Below are 19,165 nucleotides of genomic sequence, written 5' to 3' on the forward strand. Positions count from 1 at the left end.
CCCGTCAAGACGCGCGCTGGGTCCTGGGCGTGGCGAGGCCGGCGTCGGCGGAGGCGGAGGTGTTCACGCTCTCCAGGACGCCGGGACCGGCGGAGACGGCGAAGTCCGCCCAGTCGGCGCCGGCCCGCAGCAGGGTGCCGGGGCCGTCATCGGCGAGGTACGCCCGCTCGAACTCCCTGCCCGTCGCGTCCTGCCCCCACGGCCGGGCGGCGTGCAGGCTCTCGATCCTGGCGCGAGCGTCGGCCAGCCGGGCCTGGAGCGTGGCCGCGGCGGCCGACCAGCGCTTCACCCCCGCCTCCACGGTCTCCCGGTGGATCTCCAGCCGTTCCCCCATGACGTGCCCCCTCGACGCAACGGTCCCCGTGCGGCGGAACGCTAGTGCACGCCGGCGGGCCCGCCGCTCGTTTCAGCAATCGTCGAAGGGTCGCGCAGGCCGAGCCACTGTTCGGCGTCCCAGGCGTGGAAGCGTTCGACCTCGGCGAACCCGAGCTTGGCCGCGAGCCGCATGGAGGCGGTGTTGGCGGTCTGGGTGGTGAGGATCACCGGCTCGCCGGGCAGCGCGCGGTCGAGCCAGGCGAGCGCCGCCGCGCACGCCTCGGTGCCGTACCCGCGGCCCCAGGCGCGGGGCAGGAACAGGTAGCCGAGCTCGGCCTTGCCGACGGCGGCCGGGCGGCTGTGCTCGGTCGCCCGTTTGAGCAACACGTTGCCGATCATCTCCCCGTCGAGCTCGACGACGAAGCTGCCCGCCCACCGCGCGGGCACCGGCGGCACGTCGCGCTCCAGCTCGTCCCGGGGCCGTGGACCGCCGAGGTAGGCGTGCGCCTCCGGCGAGGCCAGCAGCTCGATGAACGCCGCGCGGTCGCGGGCCTCGGACGAGCGCAGCATGAGGCGTTCGGTCTCGATGGGGTCGGGCGGCCAGGTGACGGGTCCGATCTCAGACATGGCGGGCAACCTATCGCACGCTCAGGTGCGGCCGACCTCGTCGGCGAGCCGGTTGTTGCGGTCGATCTGCGCCATATGGGTCTCTGCCCACTCGCGAAGCGCGGCGAGCGGGCCTTCAAGTGACAGGCCGAGATCGGTGAGCCGGTAGTGGACGGCGGGCGGCACGGTGGGCTCGACGCGGCGCTCGGCCAGCCCGTCGCGCACCAGGCTCTGCAGGGTGACCGAGAGCATCTTCTGCGAGATGCCGGGGATGCGCCGCCGCAGCTCCGCGAACCGCAACTCGCCCGGCGCCGCCTCGGCCAGCACTTTGACCGCCATCGAGGTCCACTTGGCGCCGACGCGGTCGAGCAGCTGCCGGGTCGGGCAGAGCGGGTCGAGCAGGTCTCCGCGCCGGTCACCCGTGGTCTCGTACGTGCTCTCGTACGTGGTCACCTGGAGCTCACCACCTGAGGGAAAAGTGCCGTCTTGGGCGAACCACCCTAGTTCCTTATCGTGACGTGGTCACCATTCTTCACCCTGTCTGGAGTGCTCACATGCCCGAGCTGCGCCGCGTCCCCGTCAACGGCGTCGAGCTGAACGTCGCCATCGCCGGCTCCGGCCCCGCCGTCCTGCTGCTGCACGGCTTCCCGCACACTTGGCAGGTGTGGACGGACGTCATGGCCGACCTGTCGGCTCACCATCAAGTGATCGCGCCGGACCTGCGCGGGTTCGGCGCGAGCAGCAGGGCCGCCACCGGGTACGACGCCGCCACCCTGGCCGACGACGCCGCCGCGCTGCTCACCGCGCTCGGTGTGTCCTCGGCCGCGGTGGCAGGCATCGACGCGGGCACCCCGCCCGCCTTCCTGCTCGCCGCCCGCCGCCCGGACCTCGTTCGGCGCCTGGTCGTCATGGAGTCGCTGCTGGGCCGGCTGCCCGGCGCGGAGGACTTCCTGGCCGGCGGGCCGCCGTGGTGGTTCGGCTTCCACGCGGTGCCCGGCCTCGCGGAGACCGTGCTGGAGGGCAACGAGGCCGCGTACGTCGACTGGTTCCTGAACGCCGGCACACTCGGCGAGGGCGTCGTCACCCCCGCCATCCGGGACGCCTTCGTCCGCGCGTACACCGGCAGCGAGGCCCTGGCCTGCGCGTTCTCCTACTACCGGGCGCTGCGGGAGAGCGCGGCGCAGATCGAGCAGGCGGTCACCGCCCGGCTGACGGTGCCGACGCTGGCGATCGGCGCGAAACCCGTCGGCGCCGCACTGGAGCGGCAGCTTCGCCCCTACGCCGACGACCTCACCGGCCACGTCATCGAGGACTGCGGCCACATCATCCCGCTGCACCGGCCGCGCGCCCTGCTCGCGCTGCTGCGCCCGTTCATCGAGGAGTGACCGCGCGCTCCTTGGCCGCTGTTCGGCGGGCAGTTCGTCGGCCAGGGACCAGATCGCCGATCAGCTTCGGCAGCGTGGCCATGGCCAGTCCTGAGCCACTTCTCACCACCTCACCTTAGTTCGTAGTACGAATTGTTCGTATCACGAAGCAAGATGTTCGTACTACGAAGTACTGTCGACTACGATGCGGAGCATGGAGGACACCACGCTGGCCACCGCGCTGGTACGCCTCGCGCAGCTGGTCAGCCGGGTCTACGCCGAGGTCGGCAAGGAGTTCGAGCTGACCCCGCAGCAGACCCAGCTGCTGTGCATGCTGCTGGGCGGCTCGACCGGCATGACGGACATGAGCCGGGCGCTGGGGCTGGAGAGGTCGAGCATGACCGGGCTCGTCGACCGGGCCGAGCGACGCGGCGTCGTGGCCCGCGTACGCGACCAGCGCGACCGCCGCGCCGCCTGCATCGAGCTGACCGAGCAGGGCAAGGAGATCGCGTACGCCGCCCACCGCAAGGTCACCGAGCACGTCGAGAAGCTGATCGGGGACATCGCCCCCGATGATCGCGAACGTTTGGAGCACCTGGTATGGACCATCGTCGGCACCCCGGCGCCGCGGTCATGACGGACGCCGACGTGGCCCGCACGGCGGCGCTGGCGGGCGCGGCGATCGCCCGCGACCTGTTCGGCGCCACGCACACCCACTTCGACAAGGGCGCCGGCGACTTCGCGACGGAGGCCGACGTGGCGGCGGAGCGAGCCATCATCGACACCATCCGCACCGCCAGACCCGACGACGCCATAACGGGCGAGGAGAGCGGCCACACCGGCCCAGCGACCTCCGACCGCACGTGGCTGGTCGACCCCCTGTGCGGCACCCTCAACTACGCCGCAGGCACGAGGCTGGTCGCGGTGAACGTCGCCCTGCGCACGGGTACGGACATCGCGGTAGCGGCCGTGGCGGACCCGTTCACCGGCGAGGTCTTCTGGACCGACGGCGCCACCGCGACCGTGTCCCGGAACGACACGAAGGAGCCCCTCAAGCCGTCGGCGCACCCGCCTCTCGTGGACCTGAACCTCGACCCGCCGTTCCCGAACGCCCCCGCCTTCCGCGCGACCACCCTGCTCACCGACCCGGGCTTCACGGAGCGGTTCCGCCCGCGGGTGACCTCCACCACCCTGACCCTGGCCTGGGTGGCGACCGGCCGGCGCGCCGCGTACGTCACCGACGGCCACGTCCACGACAGCGTGCACTTCGCCGCCGGCATCGCGCTGTGCCGCGCCGCCGGCTGCGTGGTGACCGGCCTCGACGGCAACCCACCCGAAAGGGGCACCGGCGGCCTCATAGCCGCCGCCGACCAGGACACCCACAAGGCCCTGCTGGACCTCGTCGGCATCCGGTGATCTGCGAAGGAATCGCCAGTGCGTAGGAGGAGCCGCCACTGGACCGATCGCCTGGAAGCCGCGACCGGGCTCGGCAGCAAGCACTAGCTGATCGGGACCGTGAGGCGGTGGCGGGTGGGTGGGGCGGGGGTGCGGCGTTCGCCGAGCAGGGTCATGAGCTGGTCCATGGCGACCTCGCCCAGCTTCTCGCCGTCCACGTCGATCGACGGCACGTCATGCAGGCCGAGGCTCTCCACGACCATGCCCTCCGAGCTGACCACGACGTCGGTGACGCCGCGCCGCATCAGCGCGAACATCAGGCCGAGGCCGATCGAGGTCGCGTACGGGACGACGGCGGTGGCGCGGGCGGCCACCACGGCCTCGGCGGTCGCCACGCCCGAGGCGAACGTCGAGGGGTAGGGGCCGAGCATGGTGAGCGTCACGCCGTTCGCGGAGGCGGCGGCGCGGATGGCGGCCTGGCGCTGGCCGTCCTGCCAGGAGCCGGCGGGGCCGCCGATGTAGACGATGCGTTCGTGGCCCTTCTCGGCGAACCAGCCGACGAGCGCGCCGAACGCGGTGGCGGTGTCGGCGACCGTCGAGGGCATGCCGTCGATCTCGCGGTCGATGAGCACGGTCGGCTTGTACGACGCCGCCGCCCGCACGATCTCGTCCGACCCCCGTGGCGCGGCGAACAGGAACCCGTCCACCTGATGGGCGAGCTGCTCGACGGCGGCGAGCTGCGCGGCGTGTTCCAGCGAGTGCACCGCGATGGTCAGCTGCATCCCTGAGCCGGCGGCGCGCGCCTGGGCGCCGCCGATGATCGGCGTGAAGAACGTGTTGTCCAGGGTGGGCACCACGATGGCGACCACGCCGGTCCTGCCTCTGGCGAGCTGGGTGGCGGCCCGGTTGGGGACGAATCCGAGCTGCTCGGCCGCCGCGCGCACGCGGGCCACGGTCTCGGGGGCGGCCAGGTCGGGCCGGCCCAGAGCGCGGGAGGCCGTCGCCTTGGACACTCCCGCCAGTACGGCCACGTCCGCCAGTGTCGGCACTGATCCTCCTTGAGCGGTAACACGGAATTAACGCGGCGGTTTGTGCGCGAGGCCGCTCGTAATCTATGGTCAGGCTCATGCAACCGGTTCCACAACCGGTTCCAGACCACAGCGTACGCCACGGAGAAAGGACGCCGACATCTCACGCAAATCGGCCCTCCTGCTGGCGCCAGGGCTCGTCCTTCTCCTCGCGGGTTTCCTCGTCCCCTCGGCCGCGATGCTCTTCGCGCCGCCGGACGTCTCGACCAGTGAGATCTTCGCGCGCCTGGGCGAGATGCTCAAGGACCCCTACGACCTCGAGGTCATCGGGCGCACCGTCGGGCTGGCCCTGATCGTCACCGTCATCTGCGTCGTCCTCGGGTTCCCCATCGCCTACTGGCTGGCCCGCTCGCCGTCCCGGTGGAGCGGCGTGCTGCTGGCGGTGGCGATCTTCCCGCTGATGCTGAGCAACGTGGTGCGCACGTTCGGCTGGCTGGTGATCCTCGGCTCCAAGGGGGCGCTCGGGCAGCTGCTCGTCACGCTCGGCCTCGTGGACGTGGCGCCGCAGCTGCTCTACACCAAGCTCGCGATCGTGCTGGGCCTGACCCAGTTGTTCCTGCCGCTGGCGATCATCTCGTGCTACTCGGCGGTCGCCCAGGTCGATCCCGGCCTGGACGACGCCTCGCGCGGGCTCGGCGCGAGCCGCATCCGTACGCTGTGGAGCGTCGTCATCCCGCTGACCATGCCGGGCATCGTGGTGGCCGCCACCCTGGTCTTCGCCGGGGCCGTCACCGCCTACACGACGCCGTACCTGCTGGGCGGGTCGAGCCAGCGGATGCTGTCGACGCAGCTGTTCACGTACGCGAGCACCACCGTCGACTGGGCCTCGGCCTCGGCGACGGCGCTCATCATGACGGTGCTGGTCTTCCTGGTCTCCGGGCTGTCCTCGCTGATGGGACGGAAGGGGGCCACCTCGTGAAGCGGCCGATCACGGCGGCGCTCGCGGTCGTCGGCTACATCATCATGATCGTGCCGATCATCTTCGTGGTGGCCACGGCCTTCACCAGCGGCAGCGTGCTGCGTTTCCCGCCTGAGGGGTTCTCGCTGCGCTGGTTCGGCGAGGCGCTCGGCTACGAGCCGTTCATGGAGGCGGCGCTGTCGAGCCTGGAGCTGGCGCTGCTGGCCACCGTGCTCGCGCTGCTGGTCGGCGTGCCCGTGACGCTCGCCATCCATCGGGGCGATCTGCCGGGCAAGGGGCTGGTCGAGGGGCTGTTCCTGTCGCCGCTCATCGTGCCCGAGCTGGTGGTGGGGCTCGCGCTGTTCCAGCAGCTGATGATCGGCCTCGACCTCGACAACTTCAGCACGCTGCTGGTGGGGCACACGGCGCTGATGCTGCCGTACGCGGTGCGGGTGACCGGCGCGTCGCTGGCGCTGGCCGATCCCGCGCTGGAGGAGGCCGCCCGCGGGCTCGGCGCCTCGCCGCTGCGGGCGTTCTTCAACGTGACGCTGCCGCTGCTGCGCCCGGGGATCTTCTCGGCCGGGCTGCTCAGCGTGGTCACCTCGTTCAACAACGTGCCGCTGTCGCTGCTGCTGCAGGGACGCGACTTCAGGACGCTGCCGGTGACGATGCTCGACTACGTGCAGCAGTCCTACGACCCGATGGTGGCCGCCGCCTCCACCCTCATCCTGGCCGCCACCGTGGTCATCGCGATGGTCGCCGAGCGCACGGTCGGGTTCGCCAAGATCTTCGGAGGGATCAACCAATGACCGCCGCCGCCGAGCTGATCGCCGTCACCAAGTCGTTCGGCGCCTTCACCGCCGTGGACGCGATCGACCTGGCCGTGCCGGCCGGCAAGCTGACGACGCTGCTGGGGCCGAGCGGCTGCGGCAAGACCACCACGCTGCGGATGGTCGCCGGCTACGCCGAGCCGACGTCGGGCACGATCCGCATCGACGGCGTCGACAGCACGCGCACGCCGCCGGAGAAGCGGAACCTCGGCATGGTCTTCCAGTCGTACGCGCTGTTCCCGCACATGACGGTGGCCGACAACGTCGGCTACGGGCTCAAGCTGCGCAAGGTGCCGGCCGCCGAGCGCAGGGCGCGGGTCATGGAGACGCTGGAGCTGGTCGGGCTCGCGCACCTGGCCGATCGCAAGCCGAAGAAGCTGTCCGGCGGTCAGCAGCAGCGGGTGGCGCTGGCCAGGGCGATCGCGATCAGGCCCAAGCTGCTGCTGCTCGACGAGCCGCTGTCGAACCTCGACGCCCGCCTGCGCATCCAGATGCGGGCCGAGATCCGGCGCATCCAGGCCGAGACCGAGCTGACGGTCGTCCTCGTCACCCATGACCAGGACGAGGCGCTGGAGATGTCCGACGAAATGGTCATCATGAACGAGGGCCGGATCGTGCAGCAGGGCTCACCGCAGCAGGTCTTCCCGCGCCCCGCCGACCGGTTCGTGGCCGAGTTCCTCGGCTACGAGAACTTCCTCACCGCCGCCGACGGCACCCCCATGACGATCAGGCCCGAGCACCTGCGCCTGGCCGGCGAAGGTGAGGGGCTCGGCGCGACGGTGGCCGACGTGGCCTTCCGCGGCGTCGATCTGCTGGTCTCGCTCGACGTGGTGGACCCGTCGGGCGCGACCGTCAGGCTGCTCGCCGACGTGCGCGGCGGCGCCGCCCCCGCTCCAGGATCGAGCGTCTCGGTGATCACGCCGGACGACCGGCTGGTCCCCCTCCCCCGCTGAAAGAAGGAACACCCATGCCCACGCGCCGTGCCGTACTGGCCGTTGCCCTGACGCTGCTCGCCGCGGCCGGATGCTCGGGGTCGAGCTCCGGCGACGAGCAGGCCGCGCAGAACACCCTCGTGGTCAGCACCTTCCCCTTCGGGGTGAAGGAGTTCGAGCAGGCGGTCGTCGACCCGTTCACCAAGAAGACCGGAATCAAGGTGGAGCTGGACACCGGCTCCAACGCCGACCGGCTGTCGAAGCTGAAGCTCGCCAAGGGCGAGCCGGAGGCGGACGTGGTGCTGATCTCCGACTACTTCGCCGCGCTCGGCCAGAAGGACGGCCTGTTCGAGAAGGTCGACGTGCCGGCGATGAAGGAGCTGGCGCCGTTCGCGACCGAGGGCGCCTACGACGGCCCCGCCTACACCCACCAGCTGAACGGCGTCATCTACAACACCGACAAGCTGACCAAGGAGCAGGCCGCCGACTGGCAGCTGTTCGGGAACGCCGCGTACCAGAAGAAGGTGGCGCTGCCCGACATCTCGGTGACCGCGGGGCAGCTCATGATCTCGGGTGTGGGTGAGGCGTACGGCAAGGGGCCGTACGACATCGACGCCTCGCTGCGCACGCTGGCCGGCTGGGCGCCGAACGTGCTGCAGTTCTACAGCTCCACCACCGAGGTCACGAACCTGCTGTCGCAGGGCGAGATCGTCGCGGCGGACGCGCTGAGCGGGTTCGCTACCCAGCTCGTCACCTCGGGCGAACCGATCGCCTGGACGGCTCCCGCGAAGGGCCGCTACATGGCCACGAACCGGGCGATGATCCCCAAGGGCGCGCGCAACCAGGACGGCGCGAAGAAGTTCATCGACTACCTGCTGTCGGCGGAGGCGCAGAGCGCCACGGCGAAGATCGTCGGTGACCTGCCGGTGAACCCGAAGGCCGACATCCCGCCGGACATCGCCAAGGTGACCGGCGAGGCGGCCAAGGACCCGGTGGCCGCCGGGTACAAGACGCTCGACCCGGCCCAGCTCGTGGACACCCGCGACGCCTGGGTCAAGCGCTTCACCCGCGAGGTGGCCGGCAAGTGAACCTCGCAGCGCTGCCCAAGGTCGATCTGCACTGCCACCTCATCGGCACGGTGCGCGCCTCGACCTTCGCCGAGCTGGCCCGGCGGGAGAAGCTCGACCTGCCGGACACGCCGGAACGCATCTACGCCGACGTCAACTCGCTGCCGCCGGACCCCGGGCTCTATCTGAACACCCGGGTGCCGGTGCCGCAGGGCAGGGGCGCGGACGAGCCGGAGGTGTCGTACTCGCTGTTCCAGGTGTCGTCGTGGGTGCTGCAGGTGCTGCGGGACGCCGACGATCTGACCAGGATCACCTACGAGGCGTTCGAGGCGGCCCACCGCACGAGCGCGACCCGGCATCTGGAGCTGTCCTTCGACGCGCTGACCGAGCAGCAGGAGAAGCTCGGCTACGCGAGCGTGGTGGAGGCGTACGCCGAGGGCATCAGGATGGCCGAGCGCGACTTCGGCATGACCGGCCGGCTCATCGCGGCGGTCGACCGGAGCAGGACCGGTGACGAGGCGCTGGCCTGGGTGCGCACGGTGGTGGACCACCCGCACGACTACGTGGCCGGGATCGGGCTGGACAACCTGGAGACGGCGGGGCCGCCCGAGCGGTTCGCGGCCGCGTTCCGGCTGGCGGGTGAGGCGGGGCTGCGGCGTACCGCGCACTCCTCCGAGCACGCGCCCGTCGCCGTCAACACGATCACCTGCCTCGATGTGCTCGGCTGCGACCGGATCGACCACGGCTACTTCGTCCTGGAGGACGACGAGGTGGTGGCCAGGGTCAGGGACGAGCGGGTTCCGTTCACCGTCATCTCGACGACGTCGCGGCGCTCGTGGCGGCCGTGGCGGCGGGCCTCGATCGCGGCGATGATCGAGGCCGGGCTGAACGTGATCCCCGCCTCCGACGACCCCGGCATGTTCCCGACGTCGCTGACGCAGGAGTACCGGATCCTGTCCGACGACCTCGGTGTGCCGGACGAGCGGCTGAAGGCGATGGCGCTGGCCGGGGTGGACGCGTGCTGGCTGCCCGAGCCGGAGAAGGCCGCGCTGCGCCGGCGCATGGAGAGCGAGCTGGCCGCCGCCGGGTGATCAGGGCCGGTACGGGCGCACGCGCGGCCACCATCCGGGCACGGCCGCGCGGTAGCGCTCGTAGTCGGCGCCGAAACTGCGCCGGAGCCTCGGTTCCTCGTAGAGCCGGACGAAGAGCACGACCGGGACCGCCATGACGGCCGCGTAGACCAGCAGCCAGCCGTTGCCGAACACCATGGCCTGCCCGATGACGGCGGCGAACAGCCCGAGGTACATGGGGTTGCGCACGTAGCGGTACAGGCCGCCCACGACCAGGCGGTCCGGTGGCGCGGCGGGGATCGGCGTGCCGAAGCCCTCGACCACGAACCGGACGAACGCCTGGGCCAGGATGACGAGCCCGGCCGCTAAGAGCAGCGCCCCCACAGCCCTGACCGGCACCATCGCCCAGGCCGGGAAGGGCTCGTGCAGCTGCCAGCGGGAGACCCACCAGGGACCTGCCACGGCGACGAGGCCGGGGCCGACGGCGAAGAACGCCGTGCTCACTGTTGCTGCCGTCGTTCTGTGCATCGCTGCCTCCGATCAATTCATCATGTGATGAGTTTAGGTCGGGGGCAGCGGCCGGTCAACGCTCTCGGCCCTGATCTGGCCCCGGGCAGGGCGAGGCACGGGTTGCCGTGTCCTCGCCCTGAGGATTTCGGGCGTTACGGTCTCCACTGCTCCGCCGGCGACACACCGGGAAGCGGCTTGCCGATGAGGGCCAGGGGGAGGAAGAAGCAGACCTGGCCGATGGCCATGATGAGGGTGGCGAGCGCCTTGTCGTCGTAGTGCTCGCAGGCTCGGGCGTACAGCTCGTCAGAGACGCGTTCGCCGGACGGGTTCGGGGTGAGCACGGATTCGACGAGCTCCAGTGCGATGCGTTCGGCGTCGGTGAAGTAGGGCGCGTCCTGCCAGGAGGCCACGGCGGTGATGCTCTCTTCGGTGGCGCCGGCCTTGCGGAGGTTGCCGGTGTGCAGGACGGTCAGGTACGTGTTGCCGGCGATCTGGCCCGCGCGCAGCTGCATGAGGCTGATGGTGGTCTGCGGGATGGTGCCGTTGCCGGTTGCCTTGTACAGGGCGCCGCCGATGTCCTTGAGTTCGGGGACGAGCACGGCGGGGTTGGGCAGGCGCGACTCGATGGTGGTCATGGTGGGTGTTCCCTTCGGGAGTCTCAACTCGTGGATCGCTGCTTTGACGGATCGTGTGGAGCGAAGGTGACCGGTTGGGGCGGTCGATTTCAGCCGGGCGTGCTGCCGAGGGCCTGCGGTGTGGGCTCAGTGTCCCGGTTGGCGGGCCGGGGGCGTAGGAGGAGGGCGGCGGTGAGGATCGCGGCGAGGTAGAAGCCGCCCGCGCCGAGCATGCCGGCGGTGTAGCCGCTGGTCAGCGCGTCGGGCAGGGGTGTGCCCGAGGGCTGGTCGGCGGTGGCGGTGACGGCGATGCCGGCCAGGACGGCCAGGCCGAGGGCGCCGCCGATCTGCTGGCTGGTATTGACCAAGCCGGAGGCGATGCCTGAGTCGCGCGGTGCGACGCCCTGTACGCCGCCGATGGTGGCCGCGACGAAGCCGATGCCCAGACCGATGCCGCCAGCGAGCTGGGCGGGCAGGAGCGCGAGCAGGGGGTTCTGGTCGGGGGTGAGCAGGCTGAACCAGCCCATCGCCGCGGCGGCCACCGCCATCCCCATCGCGAGGACGGCCCGGGTGGAGGTGCGGGCCTGCAAACGGGGTCCGATGAGGCCGGAGCCGAGGCCGATGCCGATCGCGAACGGCAGATAGGCCGTACCGGTGATCATGGGCGAGTACTGCTTGATCGTCTGCATGTAGAGGGTGAGGAAGTAGAACGTGGCCAGTTGCCCGGCCCCCATGAGCAGCATGACGAGGTTGGCGCTGAGCCGGCCGCGGTCGGCCAGGACGCCTGAGGGCAGCATCGGGCTGCGCGCGGTGCGCTGGATGAACGCGAACACCACGAGCAGCGCGACTGCGGCTGAGCCGAAGGTCAGGGTGAGCCCGTCGTCTGCGCCGTGCGAGCCGGCCCGGTTGATCGCGTACACCAGTGAGCCGAGGGCGAGCGTCACAGTGGCCGCGCCGGGCAGGTCGAGTTGGCCGCGCTCGCGGCTGCCGGGTGTCAGGGCGGAGGATCCGGCGAGGACCACGAGTGCGATGGGGATGTTGACGAACATGATCCAGCGCCAGCCCGCGTATTCGGTGAGAGCGCCGCCCAGCAGCAGGCCGGCGACTGAGCCGAGACCCCCCATCGCGCCGTACACGCCGAGCGCCTTGTTGCGCTCCGGCCCGGCGGGGAAGGTGTCGGCGAGCAGGGACAGCGCGGCCGGAGCGACGATCGCGGCTCCGACGCCCTGCAGCACCCGGGCGGCGATCAGCACGCTCCCCGTGCCGGCCAGGCCGCCCAGCAGGGAGGCGGCCAGGAAGACGACCAGCCCGGCCCGGAACAGCCTGCGCCGGCCGAACAGGTCGCCGGCGCGGCCACCGGCCAGCAGCAGGCCGCCGAAGGCCAGGGCGTAGGCGGTCAGCACCCAGTCCAGGTCGGCCTCGGCGATGCCGAGCCCGGCTCCGATGACGGGCAGGCCCACGGTCACGATGGTGCCGTCCATCACCATCAGCAGTTGCGCGGCGGCGATCACCAGCAGGGCCAGGCCGCTTCTTCTTTCGGGAACACTCATCACCAGGCTCCTCAGGCGGCGATGGCGGCGATGGCGGCGCGGTGGACGGCTGCGGCGAGCCGGTCGTGCTCGGGGTAGGACCAGGCGAAGCCGAATCGGCGGCGCGTGTAGCCGAACGCGATGCCACTGACCGGGTCGGCGAAGGACTCCGAGCCCGCCGAGCCGTCGTGGCCGAACGCGTTGGCGCTGAGGAACGTGTACCGCAGGCCCTTGGCCTGGAAGCCGAGCGCGTAGTTGCCCTGCGCGCCGCGGACCAGATCCGAGCCGGACGAGTGAAGCTGGGCGAACTCGGCGACGGTGTCCGGTTTGAGGAGCGGGGGGCGTCCGTCGAGGCCCCAGACGGCCGCCGCGTACAGGCCGGCCAGGCCGCGTGCGCTGCCCACCCCGCCGGCTGAGGCCGGGCCGTTGGCGCGGACGGCGCGGGTGTTGGCGAAGGCGACCTGGTCCAGCGGCGGCGTGCTGTTGAGCCCGTAGCCGATGCCGAGGATGCTGTGCGGGCCGGGCAGGTTCGACCAGAACGCGGTCTCCTGTTCCGGTGTGGCGGTCCACCACTGGATGGGCCGGAACCGCTGCTCCTCGGCCGCGGGCAGCCCCAGGAAGAGGTCCAGCCCGTACGGGATCCGGATGCGCTCGTCGTAGAGCTGCTGGAGCGAGTGGCCGGTCACCCGCCGGATCACCTCGTTCACGATGGCGAACGTGACGAACCCGCCGTAGCCGTAGGCCGAACCGGGCCGCCAGTACGGCCGCTGCCCGGCGAGACAGGAGGCGATCACCGCGTCGTCGGCCAGTTCGGCCGCCGACAGCCCGCCGTCGATCCCGATGACGCCGGAGCGGTGTGTGAGCACGTCCCGCAGCGTGATCGTGTCCTTACCGGCGGCGGCGAACTCCGGCCAGTGCCGGGCCACCGGCTCGTCCAGGTCGAGAACGCCCTCCTGCACCAGCAGCGCCGTCACCAGCGTGGCGGCGCCCTTGGTGGAGGAGTAGACGGCGGTCAGCGTGTCACCGTCGGCCTCGTCTCCGCTCCACAGGTCCACCACCCGCCGGCCGCGGACGTAGGCGGTGAGCTGCGCGCCCGCCTGGCCGTCCTGCTCGGCCACCATCGCGGTGAACTCCTCGCGCACCGGCTCGAAGCCGTCCGCGACCGTTCCGTGGACATTCATCCTGCTCATCGTTCGGCAACCCTTCGTCAGGAGTGTTGGGCACCGACATGACGCATGGTCCGCGGGAAAGGTGACCGGGTGCGTACGCGGTCACCTTTCCTTGATTTGATGCGTCAGCGCTTTGACGTGACTGAGATGAGAGGAAGACGACCGTGACGCCGCATGACTTTCTGGCCGACCAGTTCCAGGGGCACCGTCCCCATCTGAAGGCGGTTGCCTACCGCATGCTCGGCTCGCTGAGCGAGGCCGAGGACGCGGTCCAGGAGGCATGGCTGCGCCTGGCGCGCTCGGACTCGGGCGACATCGACAATCTCGGTGGCTGGCTGACCACCGTGGTCGGCCGGGTGTGCCTGGACATGCTGCGTGCCCGTAAGTCCCGGCGGGAGGAGTCGCTGGAGGAGCGCCTGCCCGATCCGGTGGTCAGCCTCGCGGATGCCGCCGACCCGGAGCAGGAGGTGCTGCTGGCGGATTCGGTGGGCCTGGCGCTGCTGGTCGTGCTGGAGTCCCTGAGCCCGGCCGAACGGCTGGCGTTCGTGCTCCATGACATGTTCGGCCTGCCGTTCGAGCAGATCGCGCCCATCGTGGACCGCACGCCCGTGGCGGCCAAGAAGCTCGCCAGCCGCGCCCGTCAGCGCGTCCGCGGCGCGGCCCCGAACCCCGACCCCGATCCGGCCGATCAGCGCCGCGTGGTGGACGCGTTCCTGGCCGCCGCCCGCGGCGGCGACTTCGCCGCGCTGGTGTCCATTCTCGACCCCGACGTGGTGCTGCGCGGCGACGGCGGGACGCTCGCCGGCGGCATGAAGGTGCTGCGCGGTGTCGCGGCGGTGGCCGGGCAGCTCGGCACCTTCCAGCGCATGGCCACCAGCGCCACCGCCCACCCGGCGCTGGTCAATGGTCTCGCCGGCCTGGTCAACACCCTTGACGGACGGCTCATCTCCGTCATGAGCTTCACCATCTCCGACGGCAAGATCTCCACCATCGACATCCTGTCCGACTCCGACCGGCTGGCCCGGCTCGACCTCACCCACCTGGAGCTGTGAAACCCGGCCGCCCGGCTGCTCGTACGCGGCAGCACGGGCCCCGCCCCCGGCTGAGCGTCAGGAGCGCACGAGCCTGGCGATCGCGTCGGAGGCCTCCTTGACCTGGCGTCGGCCTCGGGGCCGCCCTTCTGCGCGGCCTCGGCGACGCAGTGGGCCAGGTGCTCCTCCAGCAGCGACAGCGAGAACGCCTTCAGCGCGCTGGTCGCCGCCGACACCTGGGTGAGGATGTCGATGCAGTATTGGTCGTCCTCCACCATGCGCTGCAGCCCGCGGATCTGCCCCTCGACGCGGCGCAGCCGCATGGCGTGGTCCTGCTTGTTGGCGCTGTATCCGGCCATGTCACGCCCTCCCCTCGCCTCTGCGCAACACCATACCCCTGTACCGTATTCCGGGCCGCCGCTGAACCGGACGGCGCCGCGCCTGCGTACCTCGTCGTGACGACGGAGGAGGCGCACACGTGAGGGTACGGACGGCGGCGGTGTCAGCGGTGGTCTGCACGATGGCCGTGGCCTTACCCGGCCCCGCCATGGCCGACCCGTCACCGGCCCAGGCCAGGGCCAGGCTGGTCAAGCTCAACGAGAAGGCCGACCAGCTCGTCGAGCGCTACAACCGGGCGAGCGAGGCGTACAAGACGGCCCGCGACCGTTACCGCGCGCTCGACGCGGAGGCGGCGGCGGACGACGCGCGCGCCGAGGAGCTGCGCGCGGAGCTGGCCGACCTGGCCGCGCGTGACTACCAGCTCGGCTCGCCGCTGAGCTGGCAGCGCTTCGTCGGCAGCGGCGACCCCGAGGCCGTGCTCGGCGGCATGGCGGCGCTGGAGCAGCTCGCCCGCGACCGCGCCGCCCGGCTGCGCGCCTTCGAGTCGGCCACGGCGCGGCTGCGTCAGAAGCGCGACCGGGCCAAGGCCGTGCTGGCCGAGGCCGACGAGGCCCGCGACGAGGTACGCCGCGAACAGGCCCAGGTCGACAAGCTGGTGGACCAGCAGACCGCGCTGCTGCGGCGGCTGGGGGCGTTCAAGACCGGCAATCCGCAGAGCACCGGCAAGACCTACACCGGGCCCGCGTCGGGGAACGCGCGGCGGGCGCTGGAGTTCGCGTTCGCGCAGATCGGCAAGCCCTACCGGTACGGCGGCACCGGGCCTGGCTCGTGGGACTGCTCCGGGCTCGTGCAGGCGGCCTGGCGGGCGGCCGGGGTGACACTGCCGCGCACCACGTACACGCAGTGGAGCTGGGGCGCCGCGCGGCGGGTCCCCGTGACGGCGGCGCAGCCCGGCGACCTGCTGTTCAGCAGGGGTCTCGGGCACATGGGCATGTACGTGGGCGACGGCAAGATGGTCCACGCCCCGCAGACCGGCGACGTCGTCAAGATCGTCTCCCTCGACGGCTACTGGCGCGACCGCCTGATCGGCGCCGTACGGCCCTGACCTCCGGCGCTGTGATTTCTGCGCATTTTCCGGTCGCGCTCGGGTACCGCGTGCTAGTGATCTGTAAGCGCCCGCCACACCGGCGAGGCCACCGGCCGCCCATCCCCCGCGGCGGCCGTGCACCGCGATGACGCGGTCGTCTTGTCCTCCAACACCGAAGGTTGTGAGCATCATCGAGACGCACCACGGAGGTCCTCGATGCCTTTCCTGACCCAGCTCGCCGACGTCGCCCGGCGCACCGGGCATCCGGTGACCGAGGTGTCCGGCTGGCGTGGCCGCGGCCACGGCCCCCAGCCCGAAGTTCAGGGCATCGTCTGCCACCACACCGCGGGGCCCGCGGGCGGCGGCGACTACCCCTCGCTCGCGGTCGTCCGTGACGGGCGGCCCGACCTCGAGGGGCCGCTGTCCCACTTCGGGCTCGGCCGGTCCGGTCACATCTACGTGATCGCCGCAGGCCGGTGCTGGCACAACGCGCCCTCCACGTCGGCCTTCCACGACAACTCCAGCTCCATCGGCATCGAGGCGGAGAACGACGGCTCCCAGCCGTGGCCGGCCGAGCAGCTGGACGCGTACCGGAAGTTGTGCGCGGAGCTGTGCCGCGAGTTCGGGCTGCCCGCCTCGCGCGTCAAGGCGCACCGGGAGGTCAACACCTCCAAGCCCGACCCCCACTCGATCGACATGAACGACTTCAGGGCGGCCGTCGCGGCCCTCGTCGGCGACACGCCCTCCCCTGGAGGCCCCGGCCCCGGAGGGTCCTGGACGGAGGACATCGTGAAGCAACTGCCGCTGGTCCGGCTCGGCGACGACAACTTCGACGTCAAGACCGTCAGGGGGTGCCTGTTCGCCCGCGGGCACGTCCCGCCGGCCGCGTACGCGCAGGTCGCGGACGGGCTGGAGGGCTGGCTGACGTCGACGCTCTGCGACGACCAGCTGGTGGAGCTGGTCCGCGGGTTCCAGCAGGCCGAGGGCCTCGAGGCCGACGGCGAGGTCGGGCCGCTGACCTGGCCGCCGCTGCTGCGCATCTGACGCTGTCCGATCGGCGGCGGAGGAGCACCTCGAGGACGTCCGCGAGGGTTCACCACGATGTCGTCGTGGAGGGACGCGAGAAGGTGGTGGCGGGCGTCGGCGCCCCGGCGGGCGAGGGAGGTGCCGCGCGAGCGGGACAAGGAGCGGTGTCCTCCCTGCCCGGCTCTCACGGGTCGAGCAGGGTGCTGACCAGGACGTGGCCGCCGTCGCGGTCGTGGGCGGCGGTCCAGGCGAGGATCGGCCGTCCGGCGGTGTCCAGGGTCATCGCCAGGCGGCCGCCCGCGCCGTTCAGCCTGGCGACAGGGACCGTGCCGCAGCGGGTGGCGGCGCACGAGGTGAGGGCGATCCTGTCGCGGGTCACGTCCTGGTAGGCGACCAGGGCCCGGCCCGCCCGGTCGAGCACCAGCACGGGCGGGCCGTGGACGGCCTCGGACAGCCGCGTCGTCCGCCCGTCCGGGCAGTCGGCGGTGCGGCAGTCGAGCAGCGTGACGGCGCCGCCCGCGCCCGCCTGGTACGCGATCACCGGCCGCCCGTCCCGCCGCATCGCCAGCGCGAGCCCGGACCGGGGCGTCCCCAGGGCGAAGCCCCGCGCCGGCGCCGCCGAGCCGCGCACGGGCGTGCTCACGGTGGCCCGCTCGCAGGCGGCGTCCTGGCAGGAGACGACGTGCACGGCACCGGTCGTCGCGTCGAGCTGGGCGGCGACCGGCCGGCCGTCGGGGGCGACGGCGAGCGCGAAGCCGTCCTCCTTGTCCAGGTACGCCGGCACCTTCAGCACCGCCGCCTGCCGGGTGACCGGCGTGGCGCAGGCCAGGTCCGCACAGGAGGTGAACGCCACCGTCTGCTCCCCCGGCTTCCCGGCGCCCGATTCGCCCGCGTGCGCCAGCACCAGCCCGCCGCCGCCGGGCCGAGCGGCCACCGCCAGCGCGAACTCGTGCGGCCCCGCCGACACCCGCCCCGCCGTGCCCCGCGGCCTGGTGCAGCTCTTCGCGTCGCACAGCAGCAGGTCCAGCCGCCCGGCGCCGCCGTCGGTGGTGGCCCACGAGGCCAGCAGCAGCCGGCCGCCGGGCATGGGGGCCGAGGCCACGTCCCGCCACAGGTCCTCGCCCGCCGGGCCGGCGTAGACGGTGGCGGTGTCCGTGCAGGCGGGGTCCGTGCAGGCCAGCAGGGTCGGCGGGGTGTCCAGGTCATCCAGGAGCAGCAGGAGCCGGCCGTCGCCGGTCAGGTGCGCGGCGGCCGGGTCGGAGACGGCCGTGACCGGTCGCTGGTGGAGCTCGGGGCGGTCGAGCAGGTTCGCGGTGGCGGTCATCGCGTACAGGACGGCGGGCAGGAGGACGGCGGCCACCAACCGCCACAGCCAGGTCCCTGCCGGCTCTGGGTGGCCGTTCTGGCACGAGGGGATGTCCTTGAGTGCGACGGTCTCCGGGAAGACGGCCGAGTCCTGGAGCGCGGTGTGCCGCCACGCCAGCCGTTGCAGGTAGGCGCGGGTGAGGACGCTCGCCTGGAACGGCAGCACGGTCACGGCCAGGGCGGCGGTGAAGGTGATCGCCAGCGGGGCGGGGACGGCGTCCAGAGCCCACAGCGCGGCCCGTACGGCGAGGGCGGGCACGAGCACCGCCCCGGTGAGCAGCGCGATCACGTCCGGCCATGTGCCCTCGACGGCCAGCCGGTACGCCCGCCCGACCGCCTGGACAGGCCCCCGCCGTTCGAGCACCAGCACCGGCCCGGCCAGCAGGACCGGCGAGGCGGCCAGCGCCAGCCCGCCCGCCGTGAGCCAGGAGAGGAACTCCCACCGGACGGCCACCTGCACCCCCATCCCCGCGCCCACCACCGCCGCCGCGCCGAGCACCGTGATCGCGGTGACCGCGAGCAGCGCCGGCCACCGCCGCACCGCCATCCCGAGCGCCGCCGCCGGCTCGGCCTGGCGCCCGGTCTGCCGCGCCGCGGCCAGGAGCGTCGTGGCGCCCGACACCACCGCGTACGCCGCCACCACCACGACCGCGACCCCCGCCATCCAGCCCGGCTGCCACGGCCCGGGATCCTCGGCCAGCACCAGCTCACCGTTGACCACGGCCACCGACCCGACCATGGGCAGAGCGGCCAGCCCCGCGAACCACGCCAGTGGCGCGAACACCACCAGACCGGGCACCGCCAGCCGCCCCACATCGACCCCGGCCGCCCGGGAACCGGGCCACAACACCCCACCCCGCCGCAACCGCGCCACAAGTCGCACACTCTCCACGCCGCGACTGTCCCAGCCGAAACCGCCCGTGTCGGTCA

Annotated in this window: 20 protein-coding genes and 1 pseudogene; 11 read left to right on the forward strand and 10 right to left on the reverse strand. The window is 72.1% G+C overall.

Annotation, left to right across the window (positions count from 1 at the left end; genetic code table 11):
- Window positions 1-4 precede the first annotated feature (4 nt).
- Genes AB0K28_RS22770 through AB0K28_RS22780 form a run of 3 tightly spaced genes read right to left on the reverse strand, consistent with a single transcriptional unit; the run spans window position 5 to window position 1,374 of the window.
- Window positions 5-334 carry a hypothetical protein gene (locus AB0K28_RS22770; RefSeq protein WP_364373219.1) on the reverse strand — a complete coding sequence of 110 codons (330 nt, stop codon included), beginning with the start codon at window positions 332-334 and terminating at the stop codon, window positions 5-7.
- Window positions 335-375: 41 nt separating this feature from the next.
- Window positions 376-942, reverse strand: coding sequence for a GNAT family N-acetyltransferase (locus tag AB0K28_RS22775; protein WP_364373222.1), 567 nt, complete (start codon window positions 940-942; stop codon window positions 376-378).
- Window positions 943-963: 21 nt separating this feature from the next.
- Window positions 964-1,374: a helix-turn-helix domain-containing protein gene (locus AB0K28_RS22780; protein ID WP_364373224.1), complete on the reverse strand. Its 411-nt coding sequence runs from the start codon at window positions 1,372-1,374 to the stop codon at window positions 964-966.
- A 101-nt stretch (window positions 1,375-1,475) separates the two neighbouring features.
- On the opposite strand from AB0K28_RS22780, the gene AB0K28_RS22785 reads away from it, so the two are divergent.
- The 3 genes from AB0K28_RS22785 (at window position 1,476) to AB0K28_RS22795 (ending at window position 3,701) form a co-directional block, all read left to right on the forward strand.
- A complete protein-coding gene (locus AB0K28_RS22785; protein WP_364373227.1) occupies window positions 1,476-2,306 on the forward strand; it encodes an alpha/beta hydrolase in 831 nt (276 codons plus the stop codon).
- Between the two features lie 193 nt (window positions 2,307-2,499).
- Window positions 2,500-2,922 carry a MarR family transcriptional regulator gene (locus AB0K28_RS22790; RefSeq protein ID WP_364373230.1) on the forward strand — a complete coding sequence of 141 codons (423 nt, stop codon included), beginning with the start codon at window positions 2,500-2,502 and terminating at the stop codon, window positions 2,920-2,922.
- The gene (locus tag AB0K28_RS22795) at window positions 2,886-3,701 is read left to right on the forward strand and encodes an inositol monophosphatase family protein (RefSeq protein WP_364373233.1); all 816 of its coding nucleotides are present in this window, start codon (window positions 2,886-2,888) and stop codon (window positions 3,699-3,701) included. The genes AB0K28_RS22790 and AB0K28_RS22795 overlap by 37 nt, the downstream gene beginning before the upstream one ends.
- 83 nt (window positions 3,702-3,784) lie before the next feature.
- Here AB0K28_RS22795 and AB0K28_RS22800 read toward each other — a convergent pair whose 3' ends face one another.
- The gene (locus AB0K28_RS22800; protein WP_364373236.1) at window positions 3,785-4,729 is read right to left on the reverse strand and encodes a LacI family DNA-binding transcriptional regulator; all 945 of its coding nucleotides are present in this window, start codon (window positions 4,727-4,729) and stop codon (window positions 3,785-3,787) included.
- A 217-nt stretch (window positions 4,730-4,946) separates the two neighbouring features.
- On the opposite strand from AB0K28_RS22800, the gene AB0K28_RS22805 reads away from it, so the two are divergent.
- Genes AB0K28_RS22805 through AB0K28_RS22825 form a run of 5 tightly spaced genes read left to right on the forward strand, consistent with a single transcriptional unit; the run spans window position 4,947 to window position 9,586 of the window.
- Window positions 4,947-5,687: an ABC transporter permease gene (locus AB0K28_RS22805; RefSeq protein WP_345407605.1), complete on the forward strand. Its 741-nt coding sequence runs from the start codon at window positions 4,947-4,949 to the stop codon at window positions 5,685-5,687.
- The gene (locus AB0K28_RS22810; protein WP_345407607.1) at window positions 5,684-6,475 is read left to right on the forward strand and encodes an ABC transporter permease; all 792 of its coding nucleotides are present in this window, start codon (window positions 5,684-5,686) and stop codon (window positions 6,473-6,475) included. The genes AB0K28_RS22805 and AB0K28_RS22810 overlap by 4 nt, the downstream gene beginning before the upstream one ends.
- Entirely contained in the window at window positions 6,472-7,449 is a 978-nt protein-coding gene (locus AB0K28_RS22815) for an ABC transporter ATP-binding protein (protein ID WP_364373241.1), read from the forward strand. Before AB0K28_RS22810 ends, AB0K28_RS22815 begins: the two co-directional genes overlap by 4 nt.
- A 14-nt stretch (window positions 7,450-7,463) precedes the next feature.
- Window positions 7,464-8,516, forward strand: coding sequence for an ABC transporter substrate-binding protein (locus AB0K28_RS22820; protein WP_345407613.1), 1,053 nt, complete (start codon window positions 7,464-7,466; stop codon window positions 8,514-8,516).
- The gene (locus tag AB0K28_RS22825) at window positions 8,513-9,586 is read left to right on the forward strand and encodes a hypothetical protein (RefSeq protein ID WP_345407615.1); all 1,074 of its coding nucleotides are present in this window, start codon (window positions 8,513-8,515) and stop codon (window positions 9,584-9,586) included. The genes AB0K28_RS22820 and AB0K28_RS22825 overlap by 4 nt, the downstream gene beginning before the upstream one ends.
- On the opposite strand, the gene AB0K28_RS22830 is transcribed toward AB0K28_RS22825, so the two are convergent.
- The 4 genes from AB0K28_RS22830 to AB0K28_RS22845 all read right to left on the reverse strand — a co-directional run bounded on the left by AB0K28_RS22830 (window position 9,587) and on the right by AB0K28_RS22845 (window position 13,399).
- The gene (locus tag AB0K28_RS22830; RefSeq protein WP_364373245.1) at window positions 9,587-10,093 is read right to left on the reverse strand and encodes an isoprenylcysteine carboxylmethyltransferase family protein; all 507 of its coding nucleotides are present in this window, start codon (window positions 10,091-10,093) and stop codon (window positions 9,587-9,589) included. It abuts the gene before it with no gap.
- A 134-nt stretch (window positions 10,094-10,227) separates the two neighbouring features.
- Window positions 10,228-10,710, reverse strand: a complete 483-nt coding sequence (locus AB0K28_RS22835) for a carboxymuconolactone decarboxylase family protein (protein ID WP_364373248.1) — start codon at window positions 10,708-10,710, stop codon at window positions 10,228-10,230.
- Window positions 10,711-10,799: 89 nt separating this feature from the next.
- Window positions 10,800-12,239, reverse strand: coding sequence for an MFS transporter (locus tag AB0K28_RS22840; protein WP_364373251.1), 1,440 nt, complete (start codon window positions 12,237-12,239; stop codon window positions 10,800-10,802).
- 11 nt (window positions 12,240-12,250) lie between these two features.
- Entirely contained in the window at window positions 12,251-13,399 is a 1,149-nt protein-coding gene (locus AB0K28_RS22845; protein WP_364373254.1) for a serine hydrolase domain-containing protein, read from the reverse strand.
- 152 nt (window positions 13,400-13,551) lie between these two features.
- Here AB0K28_RS22845 and sigJ point away from each other — a divergent pair, with 152 nt between their 5' ends.
- Window positions 13,552-14,439: an RNA polymerase sigma factor SigJ gene (sigJ, locus tag AB0K28_RS22850; protein ID WP_345407619.1), complete on the forward strand. Its 888-nt coding sequence runs from the start codon at window positions 13,552-13,554 to the stop codon at window positions 14,437-14,439.
- 57 nt (window positions 14,440-14,496) lie between these two features.
- Here sigJ and AB0K28_RS22855 read toward each other — a convergent pair.
- Window positions 14,497-14,777, reverse strand: a pseudogene (locus AB0K28_RS22855) (metal-sensitive transcriptional regulator).
- Window positions 14,778-14,896: 119 nt separating this feature from the next.
- On the opposite strand from AB0K28_RS22855, the gene AB0K28_RS22860 reads away from it, so the two are divergent.
- Complete coding sequence (locus AB0K28_RS22860) at window positions 14,897-15,862, forward strand: C40 family peptidase (protein ID WP_345407623.1); 966 nt, start codon at window positions 14,897-14,899, stop codon at window positions 15,860-15,862.
- Between the two features lie 198 nt (window positions 15,863-16,060).
- Window positions 16,061-16,888, forward strand: a complete 828-nt coding sequence (locus AB0K28_RS22865) for an N-acetylmuramoyl-L-alanine amidase (protein WP_364373258.1) — start codon at window positions 16,061-16,063, stop codon at window positions 16,886-16,888.
- 166 nt (window positions 16,889-17,054) lie between these two features.
- Here the strand turns inward: AB0K28_RS22865 and AB0K28_RS22870 are convergent, their stop codons facing one another.
- On the reverse strand, window positions 17,055-19,127 hold the full coding sequence (locus tag AB0K28_RS22870) for a hypothetical protein (RefSeq protein ID WP_364373261.1): 2,073 nt from the start codon (window positions 19,125-19,127) through the stop codon (window positions 17,055-17,057).
- Window positions 19,128-19,165: the final 38 nt, after the last annotated feature.

The sequence above is a fragment of the Nonomuraea sp. NPDC049504 genome (assembly GCF_040676845.1).
Taxonomy (GTDB): domain Bacteria; phylum Actinomycetota; class Actinomycetes; order Streptosporangiales; family Streptosporangiaceae; genus Nonomuraea; species Nonomuraea salmonea.